This is a genomic window from Shimia sagamensis, assembly GCF_900182745.1.
Lineage (GTDB): Bacteria > Pseudomonadota > Alphaproteobacteria > Rhodobacterales > Rhodobacteraceae > Shimia > Shimia sagamensis.
In genome coordinates this window covers 226,894-244,265 of the sequence record NZ_FXTY01000006.1, presented here as the reverse complement: position 1 = coordinate 244,265, position 17,372 = coordinate 226,894, and the positions used below count along the sequence as shown (strand labels likewise).

Here is a 17,372-nt window from a genome sequence, read left to right as displayed (position 1 = left end):
ACCCATGACTGACGATATCAAAACCACCGCAGAAGCTATCGAAGCGGCGGCGCTGCCTCGTTTGTACGAAGTGCATTCTGACCCGGATGCCAAAGCGGTGAATGTGCCCGAAGAGATAGCCAAGCAATCGGTGAAGCAGAAAAGCGCGGCGGAATGGGCCTATGAGCGCCTGATCCTCTACATTCAGAACTTTGAGAAACAGCTCGACAACGAGCATGAGGTTGCCATGGGCTTTGTTGGCGGCCAAGCGGGCGTGCTGCGCATCGAAGGTATGGGCTTTTTTGACCCTGACATCGTCACTTTCTATGGCTCCGACAGCAGCGGCATCAAAACTCAGCTGGTGCAACATGTGAGCCAGCTCAACGTCATGTTACGGGCCTTGCCCAAACAAAAGGATGCAGGCGAAGCGCCCTCCCGGATTGGCTTCCGATTGGCCGAGGGTCTCAAGAAAGACAGCGCTTAACACGGCGAATGGGCTCTGCGACACCTGAATGGGTGACAGGGCCAAATGAATCAGCTATCCAGCGCTTTAAGCAACAGGAAGGATTACCCCCATGGCGGATCACAAGCACGGCACCATGAACATCGAAGTTCAGGAAAAAACTTTTACAGGTTTCATCAAAGCCTCTTCTTACGTGGCTTATGCTGCAATTGCCGTTCTGATTTTCCTGGCGATCTTCAACAGCTGATCGCTTTCGGGCGGGGGTGCCCTTTTATGAATGTATTGGTTCGTGGTTTGGCGCTACTGGCGCTTGTCGCCTCTGTGTCCGCCTGTTCTGTGCGTAATCCAGCGTCCGAGAATTCACCGGACCCTGCTGTGGCGGCTGCACGATATGTGCATGACGGCCCCAAGCAGTTGACGCTCTACACAATGATCTCTAACGAAAGCGGCTCTGGAGCCCACACTTCGTTGATGATCAACGGCAGCCAACGGATCGCGTTTGATCCGGCTGGCTCCTTCCGCAAAGACGGCGCCATTGTTGCCAAAAATGATGTTGTCTACGGCATGACGCCTTACATGGTGGATCAATACACCCGCTTCCATGCGCGGGAGACCTACCACGTTGTCGTGCAATCCATTGATGTGAGCCCACAGGTGGCGGAAATGGCGCTGCGCAAAGCGGAAACACTAGGGCCGGTGACCGAAGCCCAATGTGCAAAATCCACCGCTGCACTGCTCAAGACATTGCCGGGATTTGAGGACGCGCCGCAGTCATATTATCCACGCAAGCTGATGGATTACTTTGCCGCCAAAGGTGCGACTTATGATCGTCTGTTTGAGTATGATGATGATGACAAGTCCAAGGTGCTCGCGGCTTTTGTGCCAGAGTACGAACGCCAGTGACACCTCGCAGATGATGCACAGAAGCGCCCTACGGGGCGCTTTTTTGTGCGCGCATCGCCACAGTCGCAAAACAGTCGTGAAACAGACGCTATACCGACGTGGTTTTTAGAGGAAATACAGCCCTAAAAACAGCGTTGCCGCGCCGCCAAAAATCGCCGCCAAAACGTTCTTGGTGACATAGCCCAAGCCCAACGTCACCGCCGCTGCAACCAGTCGCGCAGGGTCTGGCTGACCCTCTGTGGCCGCAGGCCACAACACAAGTGGCGCCACCAATCCTGGCAACACAGCCACTGCCGTGTAACGCAGATGCCGCAACACCCATTCTGGCATTTCCCGATCGCCAATCACGCCCAGAAATAGGTAGCGCAGCCCAAAGCTGCCCAGCCCCATGGCGACAATGATCACCCAGATGGTTGTGCTCTCACTCATGCCATGCCCTTGTTTTCTGAGCGCAATTCAACAAATGCACCGGTTATCATGCCCGCAATCCCCGCAACAATCAGGCCAAGGTTCCATGGCAAGAAGGCAAAGAGCAGCGCACAGACGACAGACACCACAGCCGCCGCGACATGGGCCTTGGTGCGCAGCATTGGGCCAATCATTGCCAGGAAGGTGATTGGCACAGCAAAATCAAGCGCAAAGCTGTCGGGAATGGACTGTCCCACCAGCGCGCCCACCAGTGTGGCGAGATACCAATTGGGCAGAACCGGCGCGATAACCCCGGCAAAATAGGAGGTTTTTTGCGCCAGTGTCATCTCTGGCTGCCTCTCGTATTCCATAACGGAGAGCGCATAACTCTGGTCTACCAAGCTATAGGCCACCAACGCCCGCCGCCACGCAGGCAGGGCCCCAAGATGCGGCGTCATCGAGGCCGAATACATCGCCATCCGCAGGTTCACCGCCAGCGCTGACGCGATCACCACAAGGGTTGGAGCGTTGTCCGCCATGAGTTGCAACGCTGTAAACTGCGCCGCACCTGCAATCACCACAATCGAGAAGCTCATCACTTGCACCAAAGGCAAGCCAGCCTCTGTTGCCACCACGCCAAACAACATCCCAAACGGCCCGACAACCAACACAAACGGTAGTCCGTCACGAAAGCCGCGCCAGAAAGAGGATCTGTCCCAAAAAGACGCCATAAAAGCCTCGCTGAAATGCACCTTTTTTGGGTAACGAACTGTGCGCAGCTGCGCAAGTTTTTGGACGCGAAGTCGCAGCAAAGTTTTTGATGGTGGCAATGCCAAATAATCATCACTAGGTTGCCTGCAAACTATCGGAGACATTCCATGGCCGACACGCCGGATTTGGCACAATATCTGATCGCTCCTAACCCCAAGGCCCCACGGCTCACTAGGGCGGTTGTCGGTATCGATCATCTAGGGCAGGAAACAGAAATTTCCGTTGTAGAAGAACGGCCTCTGACGATTTACCTCAACAGCCAGGAAATCGTAACGGCTATGACAATTGGCGACTATCCTGAGTATCTTGCGGTGGGTTTCTTACGAAATCAGGGTATGTTGCGGGATGGGGATATGGTCACCCGCGTGGACTACGATGAAGAGTTGGAAGTGGTTGTTGTACGAACCGAAACTGAGACCAACCACGAAGAAAAACTGAAGAAAAAGACCCGCACGTCGGGTTGTGCCGTGGGGACTGTTTTTGGCGATATGATGGAAGGTCTAGACGGCGTCACACTTCCAGAAACACAGGTGAAAACCAGCGACCTGTATACGCTTGCCAACACAATAAATCGAACCCCATCTTTATACCTCGAAGCGGGTGCCATCCACGGAACAGTTCTTTGCCAAGGCGCGCGACCGTTGGTCTACATGGAAGATGTTGGGCGTCACAATGCGGTGGATAAAATCTCCGGCTGGATGTTTCAGCACGGCGTATCTGCGGCGGACAAGTTGATGTACACCACAGGTCGTTTGACATCCGAGATGGTGATCAAATGTGCGTTGATGGGCATACCGGTTTTGGCGTCTAGATCTGGGTTCACAGCATGGGGCGTGGAGATCGCGCGGCAAGTTGGTTTGACCGTAATTGGTCGCATGCGCGGCCAGCGCTTTGTTTGTCTCAGCGGTGAAGAACGCCTGGTGCGCGATGTTGACCCAGCCAGCGTGCCTGTGGAGACAAATAAACACGCCCGCAAAGGGGGATTTCGTAAATGAAACAGCCTCTTGGCGTAATATTGGCTGGCGGGAAAGCAACCCGCATGGGGGGGGGGGACAAGGGGCGTTTGTCTTTAGGTGGTAAGACAATTTTGCAGCACGTCATTGGGCGCTTGGAGCCGCAGGTGGCTGGTTTGGCGATTAATGCCAATGGCGACCCCGCGCGTTTTGAAGATATCGATATGCCAGTCATTCCGGATTCCTTGACAGGGTTTCCAGGGCCGTTGGCAGGCGTGTTGGCAGGCTTGGACTGGGCGGCGGAGCAGGGGGCAGATGCCATTGTCACAGCCGCGGCAGACACACCGTTTTTCCCCTGTGATTTGGTTCCGCAACTGCTGTTGGCGGCAGAAGGCGGGCCACATCCTTTGGCGCTTGCAGCGTCCGGGGAACCGGGCGGCAAACTGTGGCGCCAACCGACTTTTGGCCTCTGGCCTGTGGCATTGCGGAGCGACCTGCGAGCCGCGCTGGAGAACGGCCTGCGCAAAGTTGTGATCTGGACCGACAAACATGATGCAGGTCAAGCCAGCTTTGTCCAAAGCGGGATAGACCCCTTCTTTAATGTGAACACGCCGGAAGACCTCACTGAGGCTCGCCGGATTGCTGGAGAGATAGAATAACAATGCAAGTTTATGGCGTTGTCGGGTGGAAGAACTCGGGTAAGACAGGATTGATGGAGCGCTTGGTGACCGAAATCACAGCACGCGGCATCAGCGTGTCCACCGTCAAACACGCACACCACAGTTTCGACGTGGATCATCCCGGAAAGGACAGTCACCGGCATCGTGTTGCTGGCGCACGTGAGGTACTACTTGCGAGCAAAAGCCGTTGGGCACTGATGCATGAACTTCGTGACGAAGATGAGCCCACGTTGGAAGATTTGCTTGGCAAGCTTTCCAATGTCGATTTGGTCTTGGTCGAAGGTTACAAGCGTGATGCGCACCCAAAAGTCGAGGCGCACCGGCTGGAAACGGGTAATGCTTTGATTTCTCCGGGAGACCCTTCCATTCGCGCCATCGCCAGCGATGTTTCATTGTGCTGTGAAAAGCCGGTCTTTGATTTGAATGACACAAAGGCGATTGCCGATTTCATTCTGTCCGATCTGGATATGTCCGCATAACATGACAGAGGGAGGGCAATGTGTCTAAGCAAACAGAATTGGTGCCGCCACCACTGAAGAACAATTGTTTTTCGTTGCCTGCGGACACACATTGGACCCCCGTAGCTGAGGCGTTGGCGCTCCTTAAGAAGCGTTTGCACGTGTGCGTAGGTACAGAACGGTTGCCTCTCGCGCAGGCATGTGGGCGCATTCTTTCTGAGGATGTATCTGCTCAGCGTTCCAATCCACCATTGCCAAATTCCGCAGTGGACGGATACGGGCTGCGGCATGACGACATTGTGGAAGGACCCCAAAACGTCCCGTTGGTTGAGGGACGTTCTGCTGCTGGAGCACCTTTTCAGGGGGCAGTGCCTGCGGGTCACGCCGTGCGGATCCTCACTGGTGCGACAATCCCCGAGGGGGTTGATACCGTTATTCTTCAGGAAGATGTGGCCACTGATGGCAGTGCGATTGCTTTCCACGGACCGCTCAAAAAAGGAAGTAACACCCGGTGTTCTGGGGAGGACGTGGCGGCCGGCGAGGTCATCTTTGCAAGGGGGCGGCGGGTTATTCCTGCGGACCTTGCGCTGGCGGCCGCCACGGGTGCTTCACACCTCAGCGTATTTAGGCGCTTGCGTGTTGCCGTCGTTTCAACGGGAGACGAGTTGGCGGAACCCGGGGCTGAAGCCCGCCCGGATCAAATTTTTGATGCAAATCGGCCAATGTTATTGGCGATGATCGCTCAGTTTGGATTTGACCCTGTGGACATGGGGCGTGCTCCCGATGATCGAGACGCGTTAAAGGGCTTCCTGGACGAGGCTGCAAATCGCTCTGATTTAGTTTTGACGTCTGGCGGCGCATCCGCGGGTGACGAGGACCATATGTCGGCATTGCTCAACGAGACCGGCTCAATGACCCTGTGGCGGTTGGCTGTGAAACCCGGTCGCCCTCTGGCCTTGGGGATGTGGGCCAATACGCCGGTCTTTGGATTGCCTGGCAATCCTGTGGCGGCAAAAGTGTGTACACTAATCTTCGCCAAGCCTGCAATGGACGCGCTCGGTGGGGCTGGTTGGCGTGATCCGGTTGGGCTTGAGGTTCCTGCGGCGTTTGCCAAATCCAAAAAGGCGGGGCGCCGTGAGTATTTGCGCGCAAGGCTACGCGATGGATGCGCTGAGGTGTTTAGGTCAGAAGGATCTGGCCGGATCAGTGGGTTGAGCTGGGCCGAGGGGTTGGTGGAACTGCCAGATGAGGCGATTGATGTCCAAGAAGGTACGACGGTGCTCTATTACCCCTATTCGGCCTTCGGTCTGTAAACAAAAAGGGCGCTCCCTCGAGCGCTCTTTTTGTTTAATCAAAGATACCAGCAACCCGTCCAAGCAACATAAAGGCGCGGGCCGTTCGGGTTTCCGAGAGTGCGGCAATATCCGCATCTGATGCGGTTTCCTCAAATTCGACAAAGCACTTGTCGAACCGGCGTAGGAAGTGATGCGCGGCGTCTCTAAAGATCGGATCTTGTTTCATGCGACCAGCGGCCAAGGCCAGAGAACTGCGGTCTCGCACGCCCCCAAGCGCAGCAATTGGCTTGCCACGTTCGCCTGCCGCAAAACGACGCCAGATTTCCGGGCGTGCCAGGTCAGGGCGTAGGTCATCCATATAGATGCCATCTTGACTCAACAGTGTGAGAACGTCCTGGCTTGCTTGAATAAGTTGTGCTGATTGCCGATCTCGCAACGCTTTACGCAGAGCCGTAAAGCCCTCTGCGTCGTCTGCATTTTCCGGGAAGTTCAACGCTTGGATGAAATCCGTCCGAGGCAGGGGTGGCGATAGCTCTTCGGCTGGAGTCCCCAAAGCCAATGTGCCTTGATCCGCCAGGTCATCTGCCGGAGTTTCGAGTTCTGCGGGTTTCCGGATGCTGTCATCTCGCTCGCGGTTGGAAGAGAATGTGGCCAGAGCGGTTTCCGTCTTGCGCGTTGCAGCAGCAATCTCGTCCAGCTTCTTGGCAACAGATGGTTCGACGCCTTGCTGTGCCTGAACACCTTGCGCTTGGTTTACGTAGGTCCGACGCATCGCGTCGATCGCGGCCTGAAGGCGCGCACTTTCTTCGCGCATCACCCGAGACGACCGTGCCGCAGTGGCCGCCACCCAGATCATTGCTACCGGCATGAAGACAGCCAAAAGGGTCATGAGGAACTGAAGGCCGCTTGCGCCGTCAACGGGGTTATGTTCCAGCACTAAGAAAAACACGACAGAGCCGACAAGCCAAACAAAGCTTAGGCCAACCGCAATCACTTCAATCGAGGTGACTTTGGGCCCGTTTGGTTTGTCATAAATTCCCAGCGGGGTTGGCTGGGAGTCTGTGTCATCTTTCATGCGAGGCCGCATCTTAACTATCTGATTCACTGAAAAGAAATACTTAGAACTTCGTAACCTTTTTGGCCGCCTGGGGTGCGAACTTCAACGCTGTCGCCTTCCTCTTTGCCAATCAAGGCGCGGGCGATAGGTGACTTGATGTTGAGCAAGCCTTTTTCAACGTTGGCTTCGTGTTCACCAACAATCTGCCATGTTTTTTCTTCGTCGGTATCTTCATCGACCAGAGTTACCGTTGCGCCAAATTTGATCGTGCCAGACAGAGTTGCAGGATCGATCACTTCCGCCAGACCAATCACCGCTTCAAGCTCTTTGACACGGCCTTCGATGAAGCCCTGCTTTTCGCGAGCGGAATGGTATTCGGCGTTTTCTTTAAGGTCGCCAAGCTCGCGAGCAGAGGCAATCGCCTCGATGATCGCGGGACGCTCCACCGTTTTCAACTGCTTCAATTCCGCTTCAAGCGCCGTGTGGCCGGCGCGGGTCATTGGTATTTTTTCCATGGGTGCGGTCTCGTTGGTCATTGGCCGCCGAAAAGGGTCGGGCGGCAGTCTGTATTACGTATTAGCTCGGCAGAGTGCCCTGAGACCGCTTTCAAATGCAAGAGTGGAAGCCAATGCAAGAAGAATTATGCTGCACTGCTGCAAAAATACTCAAATGGGGCGAAATGTCGTGGGGTTCCGATTGACGGAATGATAATAGTCGCGCTAGCAGATGCGAAAGATAATTACCCAGCGATCCGGGAAGGGAAGCCAATGTCGGAAATCGAACGCGAAGCCATGGAGTATGACGTTGTCATCGTTGGTGCAGGTCCTGCAGGCCTATCAGCAGCGATCCGCCTGAAGCAATTGGACTCGGAGCTGAATGTCGTGGTTCTAGAAAAAGGCTCTGAGGTTGGCGCACATATCCTGTCCGGCGCCGTACTTGACCCATGCGGCTTAGATGCTTTGATGCCCGACTGGAAGGAAAAAGGCGCACCGCTTAACACTCCGGTTAAGCAAGATAATTTCTATATGCTGGGCGAAGCAGGCGAAATCCGTGTGCCAAATTTCCCTATGCCGCCTTTGATGAACAACCATGGCAACTACATTGTTTCCATGGGTAATGTCTGTCGCTGGATGGCAGAGCAAGCCGAAGAGCTAGGCGTGGAAATTTTTCCGGGCATGGCATGTTCCGAGCTGGTTTATGGCGACAATGGCGAGGTTAAAGGTGTTGTTGCGGGTGTATTTGGTTTGGAAGAAGATGGCTCCTTCGGCCCGAACACCGAGCCAGGTATGGAATTGCATGGTAAATATGTGTTCCTGTCAGAAGGCGTGCGTGGCTCGCTCGCCAAAGAGGTGATTGCCAAGTACAATCTTCAGGACGGCAAAGAGCCGCAGAAATTTGGCCTTGGCATGAAAGAGATCTGGGAAGTCGATCCGGCCAAGCACAACGAGGGTGAAGTGACCCACACCATGGGGTGGCCGCTTGGCAGTAACGCGGGCGGTGGCTCTTTTATTTACCACCTGGAGAACAACCAAGTGTTCGTTGGTTTTGTTGTGCACCTGAACTACAAAAATCCGCACCTTTTCCCTTACATGGAGTTCCAACGCTTTAAGCATCACCCGAAGATTGCCGATCTGTTAGAAGGCGGCAAGCGTGTAGCCTATGGCGCGCGGGCGATCTCAGAGGGCGGATACCAGTCGATGCCGAAGATGGTGGCGCCGGGCGTTGCACTGTTGGGATGTTCGGTGGGTATGGTCAACGTGCCGCGTATCAAGGGCAACCACAACGCGATGCTTTCTGGCAAGGCGGCAGCTGAGGCGGCCTTTGGCGCGATCAAGGCAGACCGTTCTGGTGATGAGCTAAGCGACTATGAAATCGACGTGCGTAGTGGTGAAATTGGCAAAGATCTCAAAAAGGTGCGCAATGTAAAACCGATCTGGTCCAAGTGGGGCTTGACGGCGTCTTTGATGCTGGGCGGTTTGGATATGTGGACCAACACGCTGGGCTTTTCTCTGTTTGGCACGGTGAAGCACGGCAAGAATGATGCTGAGGCCACCGAAGAAGCAAGCAAACACAAGCCAATCGACTATCCGAAGCCCGATGGAAAGCTGTCCTTTGATCGTTTGACTAATGTCAGCTTTTCGATGACCAACCACGAAGAGAGCCAACCATGTCATTTGCGGCTAGCGGATGAGAATGTGCCTCTTGCGGTGAACCTGCCGAAGTTTGCAGAGCCTGCACAGCGGTACTGCCCAGCGGGTGTTTACGAAGTTGTCGAGGAAGAAGGCAAAGACACGCGGTTTGTTATGAACTTTCAGAACTGCGTACACTGCAAGACATGTGATATTAAGGACCCGAGCCAGAACATCACATGGGTGACGCCACAGGGCGGGGACGGGCCAAACTACCCGAATATGTGATCGTAACACCCGGAAATTTTACCAAAACATGGGGCGGCCAGTGGGTCGCCCCATTGCGTGTTGGCAGCCCCCCGACTACCTTTGATCCGAAGTCAGTGCATGGGAGTCTCACGTGGCCGGTCAATTTCTTAAAACAGTTGCGATTTCTGCGCTCTTGGCAGCAGCGGCGTTGCCCGTGCATGCCGATGGGATGGCAGGAGCCTACTTGGCTGCACGCCAGGCAAGTTACGGCTCTGACTACGCGGCGGCAGCATGGTACTATAGTGACGCTTTGACCAAAGACCCTAGTAACCCTGTGCTTCAGGAAAACGCCGTGTTGGCGTTTTTGTCGTTAGGGCAAATCGATCGCGCTATGCCTATTGCCCGTAAGATGGATGCAGACGGTCACCAAAGCCAAATTGCTGAGATGGCGATTACCGCAGGTTTGGTTGAAGACGAAAACTACGGTGAATTGATCGAGCGCCTTGATGGGGCGGGCGTTGGGCCGCTGGTTGACGGGTTGATGAAAGCATGGGCGCAGATTGGCCGTGGTGCCATGTCAGAAGCGTTGGCCGCCTTTGATGATGTGTCCAAGGAACAAGGCCTCGGCGGGTTTGCCGCCTACCACAAAGCACTGGCGTTAGCGTCAGTCGGGGACTTTGAGGGTGCACTTGAGATATTCGTTGAAGGTGCCATGAACGGTATGCAATCCACCAGGCGTGGTGTTGTGAGCGAGGTGGAAATTCTCTCGCAGTTAGAGCGCAACGAAGATGCGATTAAGCGCTTGGATGATGCGTTTGGTGCTGATCTTGATCCTGAGTTGCGAATGCTGCGTGAACGTCTTGTTGCTGGCGACGCAGTGCCGTTTACACATGTTGGTTCAGCTGCTGACGGGATTGCGGAGGTATATTTTTCCATAGCAAATGCACTGAGAAATGAGGCCAATGCGGACTACACATTGCTCTACGCAAGGTTGGCAGAGTACTTGAGACCAGATCATACAGAAGCCCTGTTGTTGACCGCGGAGTTGTTGGAAACGTTGGGGCGCTACGAACTGGCCTCTCAAACATACCAGAAAGTGCCCGCAGACGATCCGTCGTTTCACGCGGCCGAGTTGGGGCGTGCGGAGGCTTTAAGGGAGGCTGGGAAGATCGAGGCGGCAATGGAGGTTTTGGAATCTCTGACCCGAAGTCAATCAGACTTGCCATACGCACATACGGCCTTGGGAGATTTACGACGCCAGGAGAAGAACTTTGAGGGTGCGATCACTTCGTATGACACGGCCATTGGGCTCTATGATGTTTTAGAGATGCGCCAGTGGTTCTTGTTCTATGCGCGCGCAATCAGCCATGAGCGCTTGGGAAACTGGGAAGCCGCAGAAGCCGATTTCCGCAAGGCATTGGAGCTAAACCCTGAGCAACCCCAAGTGCTGAACTACCTTGGTTATTCGTTGGTCGAGAAACAGATCAAGCTGGATGAGGCGTTGAGCATGATTGAGCGTGCCGTCGCGGCACGTCCTGACAGTGGCTATATTGTCGACAGCCTCGCTTGGGTGCTGTTCCGCATGGGCCGGTACGAGGAAGCGGTTGGGCCAATGGAGCGTGCCAGTGAACTTATGCCTGTTGATCCAGTTGTGACAGACCATCTTGGTGATGTGTATTGGGCAGTTGGGCGTGAGTTAGAAGCGCAGTTTCAATGGCGGCGTGCGTTGAGCTTTGTGGATGAAGAAACCGCAGAAGAGGCTAAGCCCGATCGCATTCGGCGCAAGCTTGAAGTGGGCTTGGACGCGGTTCTTGAGGAAGAAGGCGCAGAGCCTTTGACGGCGACGGATGGCAATTGAGGCTTTCGCGCCCGCCAAGATCAACCTGACATTACATGTGACTGGGCGACGGGCTGACGGCTACCACCAATTGGATTCGTTGGTGATGCTGACCGACGTTGGGGATCGCTTGACAGTGGAGAGGGCGCGGGAAACCAGCTTGATCGTGGTTGGGGCCATGGCAGCTGGTGTCCCCGCTGACCGCAGCAACTTGGTGATCCGCGCAGCGGAACTGCTCGGCGTTTCCGCAAAGATCACGCTGACAAAGTCACTGCCAGCAATGGCAGGCATTGGCGGAGGATCGTCTGACGGGGCAGCAGCAATTCGAGCGCTTTGTGCCTTGTACGATCTTCCGTTGCCTGACCGAGAAACACTTTCTTCCTTGGGGGCGGATGTGCCGGTGTGCATGGAGCCGGAGCTTGTCCGTATGCGAGGTATTGGGGAAGAAATTGACCGATTGGATACGCCGCCGGACTGGTCGATGCTGCTTGTGAACCCGCGGGTGTCTGTTTCGACACCTCGGGTGTTTGACGAGATGGGCGAGAGGGATAACCCATTGATGGGCTGCCCTTTCCCAAATTGGCAGGCCTTTGATGGAGTGATCAAATGGCTCGCAGACCAGCGGAATGACATGCAGAAGGCGGCGGTTGGTTTGCAGCCTGTGATCGGGCTGGTTTTATCTGAGCTGTCACAGACCAATGGGTGCGCATTGGCACGGATGTCCGGGTCGGGGGCGACGTGTTTTGCGATCTATAAAAACGCTTCAGAACGCGATGAAGCGTTAGAGATGATGCGCCGCCTCCATCCTGACTGGTGGTGTGTGGCGACGCGGCGTGTTGGGGCGCGCTTTCGTTAGTTCAGTCGGGCTACGACGTAGTCAGCAATGCCGGACAGCAGGCCACGGATTTCGTGCTCTGGAAGTTTTTTTACCGCTGACTTGGCTTTTTCTGCCCACTGCATTGCGTCGTCCCGGGTCGCACTCAAGGTGTTGTATTTGTCCATCAGCGACAACGCATGATCTAGGTCGCCGTCTTGTTGGCGGCCTTTTTCTATTGTGCGCTCCCAGAAGCTGCGCTCCTCGTCGGTGGCCTGTGCAACAGCCTTGATCACCGGCAGCGTTAACTTTCTTTCGCGGAAATCGTCGCCCACGTTTTTGCCGGTTTGGGCTGAGTCGCCCTGGTAGTCGAGCAGGTCATCTGCGATTTGAAATGCGATGCCAAGCGCGTCACCGTAGTCAAACAGCGCCTTCACGTGATCTGCGTTCGCATCCGCGATAACGCCGCCGACTTCGGTTGCTGCCGAAAACAAAGCCGCTGTCTTTCCTCGTACCACCTGCAGGTAAATATCCTCGTTGGTCGAGAGATCGGTGGCGGCAGTGAGCTGCAACACCTCACCTTCCGCAATGGTTGCGGAGGCGTTGGATAGGATGCGCAACACGTCTATGTTGTTGGTTTCTGTCATCAGCTGGAAGCTGCGGGAGAACAGGTAGTCTCCAACCAAAACCGAGCTTTTGTTGTCCCAAAGCAAGTTGGCGGTCGGGCGGCCGCGGCGCTGCTCACTCTCATCGACCACGTCATCATGCAAAAGCGTTGCAGTGTGGATGAACTCCACTGTGGCCGCGAGGTGAACATGGTAGGGGCCGTCATAGCCACAGAGTTTGGCAGCGGCCAAAGTCAGCATAGGGCGCAAACGTTTGCCACCGGCGCCAACGAGGTGTGCGGTCACTTCAGGAATGCGTGGTGCATGTTTGGAGGCCATGCGCGCTTCGATCAGGGTATTGACCGCATCCATATCATCGCGCAGCAGAACTGCGAGGGCTTCGTGCGGCTTGCTTGCGGCGTGATCGAGACTCATATTGGACTTCCTGTCGTGAGGGGTCGACATTGGTCGCCCCCTAACCTTACATCGTTATTATGAAAGAGCTTTTGCGTAGCACAGATCCAACCACCATCGCCTTTGCCACAGCCCTGCTTCAGGGGGAGGGTATAGCCTGCTTTGAAATGGACGTAAACATGAGCGTCCTGGAAGGAAGCATTGGCATATTGCCGCGCCGATTGATGGTGCGGACCGAAGAATTGCAGCAGGCAGAACGGGTTATGCTTGATAACGACATCGCGTTGGGGCGGGTGTTGTGAACGCGGAGTTGACACAAAACGATTTTTTGAATGGCCTGGTGACCTTGTGGCAGCCCAAAGACGGCTATCGCGCGGGGGTTGATCCTGTTCTGTTGGCCGCAACAATCCCGGCCAAGGCTGGAGCGCGTGTGTTGGAGCTGGGCAGCGGGGCCGGGGCCGCGTTCCTGTGTCTGGCAAAGCGTGTGCCAAACCTGGTGGTTCATGCCGTGGAGTTGCAGCCGGACTATGCCGCGCTGGCGCATCGGAACGCCAAAGAGAACGGTGTGGACGCGACAATCTGGGAAGCCGATTTGGCCGCGTTGCCAATTGAGCTGCGCCAGATGCAGTTTGACCATGTCTTTGCCAACCCTCCCTATTTTGATCGCGCGGCTAGCACAGCAGCGCAGGATGCGGGACGGGATGTGGCGATGGGGGAGGACACGCCTCTGGACACCTGGGTTGAAGTGGCGGCAAAGCGGCTTGCGGCCAAAGGCACGGCCACCTTTGTGCATCGTGCAGAACGCCTGTTGGACTTGCTGTCGGCGATGCAGGGTGTGCTTGGCTCAGTGCAAGTGATGCCATTGCAACCGCGCGTTGGTCGGGACGCCAATTTGGTGTTGGTGCGTGGTGTCAAAGGTGGGCGGGCTGCGTTTCGATTACATGCGCCGGTTCGGATGCATGAAGGCGATGTGCACACCCGTGATGGGGAAAGTTACACCGATCAGATCCGCGCGGTTTTGCGCGACGGGGCGGCGCTGTCGTTCCCCTAGATCGTTACCGCAACGGCCGGGTCATTAAAGCTGACCGATTCGGCAAAAAACCACGTCGGTATCGCGTCAGTAATACGACTGTTTTGCGACTGTGTCGGCGGAAATTCTCTTGTGTTTCGAATGCGTCACAAGTCACGCGTGACAGGCCGTGAAATCTGTGCTGGACTGAGTTTGTTACATATTGTTTGCATAGGAGAACATGATGAGCGTAAGCGCACACCTCGAAGAGCTGAAACGCAAGCACGAAACCCTCTCTGACCAAGTCGAACAAGAACAACGCGCCCCTGGCAGCAGTGATCTTGATGTCGCGGAACTTAAAAAGCAAAAACTCCGCCTCAAAGAAGAAATCACGCGATTATCCGCATAACGCCTAGCTAGATTTCAAGCTGGCGCGCGCGGCAAGCACCGCGCCGCCAGTGATCAGTAAGGCGGCCGCCCCCAGATGCAAGGTGGGCTCTGCAAACCCAGCCAACACCAACACAATAGTCGACAACAATGGCGCTGCATAAGAGGCGGTACCCAAAAGTTGGATGTCGCCGTGTTTGACCCCCACATCCCAGACATAAAATGCCAATCCAACCGGGCCGAGACCCAAGGCCAAGACTGACACCCATGTGAGTGTGTCGGTGGGCCAGACGGTGTCTTCAAGTGCGACATGTAGGAGTGCGGAGAGCACTGCTGTGGCAAGGCAGAAGACCACAACAGAGACGGTCGGAATGTCGCCAAGGCGGCGTGACAGGATTGAGTAGGTTGACCAGGTGAACGCGCAGGCCAGCGCTAGGCCGTAGCCGGGCAGGTGAGCTGGATTGAAGCCCAGGCCGCCGCCACCGATGATCAGCGCTGCGCCAAAAAAACCGAGGCCAGCGCCCAAGAGGTGGCCTTTGCGTAGGTCTTCACCGGGCAGCAAACCAGACATCAGTACAATCAGAAGGGGCCAAAGGTAGGCGATCAGGCCAGCCTCGGCAGCAGGAGCAAGGCGCAGGGCTGAGAAATACAATGCGTGATAGCCAAACAGACTGAGGCTGCCAAAAATGTAGACCCTGAAAGGGATCTTGCGCAGGGCGCGCCATTCGCCGGTGGCAATGGCCCAGATAACACCCAATGTGCCGCCGATGGTGAAGCACAGCGCATTGAGCATAAGCGGCGGGGTGGGGGCGCTGCCAACCGTGAACAAGGCAAGCAAAGCCCAGAGCAGCACAGCAATAAAGCCCACTGCGGTCGCTTTGGTGCGGGTCATTTGGTAGGAATCTCCTCGATCGGCGTGATGATCAAGCTTTTGGTCACTTCGGCGGTTTTGTCTATCTCTGCCATCATCCAGTCGCGCAGGGCGGCGATGTGCGGGCGGTCTTGAGTGCCGTCCCGACACACAAAGCGGAAGCGTGCCTGCAGCCAGATGGCGTGTTTGTACGGCGCAATAAGGCGGCCTTCGTGGATGTCCTTCACCACCAAGGCGCGGCGACCAAGGGCGATGCCTGCGCCAGCCAATGCGGCATCGATGCTGTGGTCAGCACCGGTGAAGCGGGGGCCGTGGGTGGTGTCGATGTCCAGTTTCATCAGGCGGCACCAGGCCGCCCAATCCGCGCGGGGGCGTAAGAAGTCGATGGATTCGTCGTGGATCAGCGTGGCGTCTTTCAGGCTTTCCGGCGTTGGGAAGCGCTCCGCCATTTCAGGGGTCATCACAGGACTGACCCATTCGCGTGCCATGGGGGCGGCCCAGAGTCCGGGTTCTTCTTTGTGGGTGCCAAAGCGGATGGCCACGTCCACTTCGTCTCGGTTGAAATCCAGATTGCGCAGGGTGGCGGAGAAACGCAGGTCGATGTCCGGATGGGCGCGGGCAAATTCGTAAAACCGTGGCGCAAACCATTTGGCGGTGAAGGCGGGGCCGGCGGTGACCATAAGCGTGGCGTCATCCATCTGGCGCTGGGCGGCGCGCCAGGATGCGGACAGGGTTTGGAAACCTTCCTGAATGCCGGGGGCAAGGGTCTCGCCAATTTCGGTGAGGGCCACCGCACGGTTGAGGCGGTGAAACAGCTGCGCGCCGAGGTGCTCTTCAAGAGATTTGATCTGATAGCTGAGTGCTGCAGGCGTGACGTGCAACTCGTCGGCGGCTTTGGCGAAAGACATATGGCGTTGCGCGGCATCAAAGGCACGCAGCGCGGTGAGGGGGGGCAGGCGATCAGACATATTCAGTTAAGTACAGCTTAAGTGAAGGTGGGGGAAGTCTCGTTTGTCGTGAAGGTACGTTAGCGCCATATTGGTCTCAGTTAAGTTTTCCATCGTCAAACAGAAGAGAGGCAACCATGATCGAGACCGCACCCAACGCCCGCACTCAGCAAGCCTACAGCGATGCGCACGCTGCCCGTAGCGCCGCCTTTGTTGGCCTTTTCAAAGCGCTGTTTGGTGGCAAATCCGTTCCGCTGAACCAAGGTGTTCTTACGGAACCGTCCCGCTGCGCCTGATACAGGCACTTACGGGGCAAAAGAGAAGGGCCGGTCAGACGACCGGCCCTTTTGGTGTTCTGAGGTGTCGTGGATCAGACGAAGAATTGGCCACCGTTGGCTGAGATGGTGGAGCCGTTGATGAAGCCCGCGTCGTCAGAGGCGAGGAAGGTCACACAACGCGCGATCTCTTCTGGTTCCCCCAGGCGGCCGGTTGGGATTTGGCCAATGATGGAGTCGCGGACTTTCTCAGGCACGGCCATGACCATCTCAGTGGCGATGTAGCCGGGGCAGATTGCGTTGGCGGTGATGCCCGCACGGGCGCCTTCCTGGGCCAGGGACTTCACAATGCCAAGATCGCCGGCTTTTGTGGCGGCATAGTTAACCTGAGCAAACTGACCTTTCTGACCGTTGATCGAGGAGATCACGATGATGCGGCCAAATTTACGCTCGCGCATGCCCGTCCAGACAGGGTGCACAGTGTTGAACACGCCGGTCAGGTTGGTGTCGACCACCTCGTGCCACTGCTCCGGTGTCATCTTATGGAAAGGTGCGTCGCGGGTGATGCCGGCGTTGGCGACAATCACGTCAATAGGGCCAAGATCGGCCTCGACCTGTGCCAATCCGGCTTTGGAGGCTTCATAGTCAGCCACATTCCATTTGTAGGTCTTGATGCCAGTGGCTTCGGTGAAGGCGGCGGCCTTTTCGTCGTTGCCAGCGTAAGTTGCTGCGACGTCATAGCCTTCGGCCTTCAGTGCTTTTGAGATGGCTTCACCGATACCGCGGCTGCCGCCGGTGACGAGTGCTACTCTTGCCATGATATTCCTCCAAGTGAGTAAATGTGCTGGTAACTCTGTTACGTTTTTAA

The 17,372-nt window shown here is 56.0% G+C and carries 22 protein-coding genes; 14 read left to right on the top strand and 8 right to left on the bottom strand.

What is annotated here, in order from left to right:
- Positions 1-4 precede the first annotated feature (4 nt).
- The 3 genes from QOL67_RS16555 (at position 5) to QOL67_RS16545 (ending at position 1,345) form a co-directional block, all read left to right on the top strand.
- Complete coding sequence (locus tag QOL67_RS16555) at positions 5-463, top strand: DUF6173 family protein (protein WP_283427087.1); 459 nt, start codon at positions 5-7, stop codon at positions 461-463.
- Between the two features lie 91 nt (positions 464-554).
- Positions 555-689, top strand: a complete 135-nt coding sequence (locus QOL67_RS16550) for an aa3-type cytochrome c oxidase subunit IV (RefSeq protein WP_283427086.1) — start codon at positions 555-557, stop codon at positions 687-689.
- A 26-nt stretch (positions 690-715) separates the two neighbouring features.
- Positions 716-1,345: a hypothetical protein gene (locus QOL67_RS16545; RefSeq protein WP_283427085.1), complete on the top strand. Its 630-nt coding sequence runs from the start codon at positions 716-718 to the stop codon at positions 1,343-1,345.
- 105 nt (positions 1,346-1,450) lie between these two features.
- Here QOL67_RS16545 and QOL67_RS16540 read toward each other — a convergent pair whose 3' ends face one another.
- Both QOL67_RS16540 and QOL67_RS16535 read right to left on the bottom strand, forming a co-directional pair.
- Positions 1,451-1,774, bottom strand: a complete 324-nt coding sequence (locus tag QOL67_RS16540) for an AzlD domain-containing protein (RefSeq protein ID WP_283427084.1) — start codon at positions 1,772-1,774, stop codon at positions 1,451-1,453.
- Positions 1,771-2,484, bottom strand: coding sequence for an AzlC family ABC transporter permease (locus QOL67_RS16535; protein WP_283427083.1), 714 nt, complete (start codon positions 2,482-2,484; stop codon positions 1,771-1,773). Before QOL67_RS16535 ends, QOL67_RS16540 begins: the two co-directional genes overlap by 4 nt.
- 147 nt (positions 2,485-2,631) lie before the next feature.
- On the opposite strand from QOL67_RS16535, the gene QOL67_RS16530 reads away from it, so the two are divergent.
- Genes QOL67_RS16530 through QOL67_RS16515 form a run of 4 tightly spaced genes read left to right on the top strand, consistent with a single transcriptional unit; the run spans position 2,632 to position 5,928 of the window.
- A complete protein-coding gene (locus tag QOL67_RS16530) occupies positions 2,632-3,519 on the top strand; it encodes a formate dehydrogenase accessory sulfurtransferase FdhD (protein ID WP_283427082.1) in 888 nt (295 codons plus the stop codon).
- Entirely contained in the window at positions 3,516-4,136 is a 621-nt protein-coding gene (gene mobA, locus QOL67_RS16525; RefSeq protein ID WP_283427081.1) for a molybdenum cofactor guanylyltransferase MobA, read from the top strand. The genes QOL67_RS16530 and mobA overlap by 4 nt, the downstream gene beginning before the upstream one ends.
- 2 nt (positions 4,137-4,138) lie before the next feature.
- Entirely contained in the window at positions 4,139-4,636 is a 498-nt protein-coding gene (gene mobB / locus QOL67_RS16520) for a molybdopterin-guanine dinucleotide biosynthesis protein B (protein WP_283427080.1), read from the top strand.
- Positions 4,637-4,656: 20 nt separating this feature from the next.
- Entirely contained in the window at positions 4,657-5,928 is a 1,272-nt protein-coding gene (locus QOL67_RS16515; RefSeq protein ID WP_283427079.1) for a molybdenum cofactor synthesis domain-containing protein, read from the top strand.
- A gap of 34 nt (positions 5,929-5,962) precedes the next feature.
- Here QOL67_RS16515 and QOL67_RS16510 read toward each other — a convergent pair whose 3' ends face one another.
- Together QOL67_RS16510 and greA are read right to left on the bottom strand one after the other, a co-directional pair.
- On the bottom strand, positions 5,963-6,985 hold the full coding sequence (locus QOL67_RS16510) for a hypothetical protein (protein ID WP_283427078.1): 1,023 nt from the start codon (positions 6,983-6,985) through the stop codon (positions 5,963-5,965).
- 26 nt (positions 6,986-7,011) lie between these two features.
- Complete coding sequence (gene greA / locus QOL67_RS16505; protein ID WP_283427077.1) at positions 7,012-7,482, bottom strand: transcription elongation factor GreA; 471 nt, start codon at positions 7,480-7,482, stop codon at positions 7,012-7,014.
- A gap of 252 nt (positions 7,483-7,734) precedes the next feature.
- On the opposite strand from greA, the gene QOL67_RS16500 reads away from it, so the two are divergent.
- From QOL67_RS16500 to QOL67_RS16490, 3 genes are all read left to right on the top strand, one after another.
- The gene (locus QOL67_RS16500; RefSeq protein WP_283427076.1) at positions 7,735-9,384 is read left to right on the top strand and encodes an electron transfer flavoprotein-ubiquinone oxidoreductase; all 1,650 of its coding nucleotides are present in this window, start codon (positions 7,735-7,737) and stop codon (positions 9,382-9,384) included.
- 112 nt (positions 9,385-9,496) lie between these two features.
- Entirely contained in the window at positions 9,497-11,203 is a 1,707-nt protein-coding gene (locus QOL67_RS16495) for a tetratricopeptide repeat protein (RefSeq protein ID WP_283427075.1), read from the top strand.
- On the top strand, positions 11,193-12,038 hold the full coding sequence (locus QOL67_RS16490) for a 4-(cytidine 5'-diphospho)-2-C-methyl-D-erythritol kinase (RefSeq protein WP_283427074.1): 846 nt from the start codon (positions 11,193-11,195) through the stop codon (positions 12,036-12,038). The genes QOL67_RS16495 and QOL67_RS16490 overlap by 11 nt, the downstream gene beginning before the upstream one ends.
- On the opposite strand, the gene QOL67_RS16485 is transcribed toward QOL67_RS16490, so the two are convergent.
- Entirely contained in the window at positions 12,035-13,036 is a 1,002-nt protein-coding gene (locus tag QOL67_RS16485; RefSeq protein WP_283427073.1) for a polyprenyl synthetase family protein, read from the bottom strand. The two genes, QOL67_RS16490 and QOL67_RS16485, sit on opposite strands and share 4 nt — an antisense overlap.
- Before the next feature lie 59 nt (positions 13,037-13,095).
- Here QOL67_RS16485 and QOL67_RS16480 point away from each other — a divergent pair, with 59 nt between their 5' ends.
- The 3 genes from QOL67_RS16480 (at position 13,096) to QOL67_RS16470 (ending at position 14,433) form a co-directional block, all read left to right on the top strand.
- Positions 13,096-13,317, top strand: coding sequence for a putative signal transducing protein (locus QOL67_RS16480; protein ID WP_283427072.1), 222 nt, complete (start codon positions 13,096-13,098; stop codon positions 13,315-13,317).
- Entirely contained in the window at positions 13,314-14,066 is a 753-nt protein-coding gene (locus QOL67_RS16475) for a tRNA1(Val) (adenine(37)-N6)-methyltransferase (protein WP_283427071.1), read from the top strand. Before QOL67_RS16480 ends, QOL67_RS16475 begins: the two co-directional genes overlap by 4 nt.
- Before the next feature lie 202 nt (positions 14,067-14,268).
- A complete protein-coding gene (locus QOL67_RS16470; protein WP_164644966.1) occupies positions 14,269-14,433 on the top strand; it encodes a YdcH family protein in 165 nt (54 codons plus the stop codon).
- Positions 14,434-14,436: 3 nt separating this feature from the next.
- On the opposite strand, the gene yddG is transcribed toward QOL67_RS16470, so the two are convergent.
- The gene (gene yddG / locus QOL67_RS16465; RefSeq protein ID WP_283427070.1) at positions 14,437-15,303 is read right to left on the bottom strand and encodes an aromatic amino acid exporter YddG; all 867 of its coding nucleotides are present in this window, start codon (positions 15,301-15,303) and stop codon (positions 14,437-14,439) included.
- Positions 15,300-16,250 carry a transcriptional regulator GcvA gene (gene gcvA / locus QOL67_RS16460; RefSeq protein WP_283427069.1) on the bottom strand — a complete coding sequence of 317 codons (951 nt, stop codon included), beginning with the start codon at positions 16,248-16,250 and terminating at the stop codon, positions 15,300-15,302. Before gcvA ends, yddG begins: the two co-directional genes overlap by 4 nt.
- A 116-nt stretch (positions 16,251-16,366) precedes the next feature.
- Here gcvA and QOL67_RS16455 point away from each other — a divergent pair, with 116 nt between their 5' ends.
- Positions 16,367-16,525 carry a hypothetical protein gene (locus tag QOL67_RS16455; RefSeq protein WP_283427068.1) on the top strand — a complete coding sequence of 53 codons (159 nt, stop codon included), beginning with the start codon at positions 16,367-16,369 and terminating at the stop codon, positions 16,523-16,525.
- Positions 16,526-16,599: 74 nt separating this feature from the next.
- On the opposite strand, the gene phbB is transcribed toward QOL67_RS16455, so the two are convergent.
- Positions 16,600-17,322 (bottom strand): acetoacetyl-CoA reductase, encoded by a 723-nt coding sequence (gene phbB, locus QOL67_RS16450; RefSeq protein WP_164644962.1) that lies wholly within the window; start codon positions 17,320-17,322, stop codon positions 16,600-16,602.
- Between the last annotated feature and the right edge of the window lie 50 nt (positions 17,323-17,372).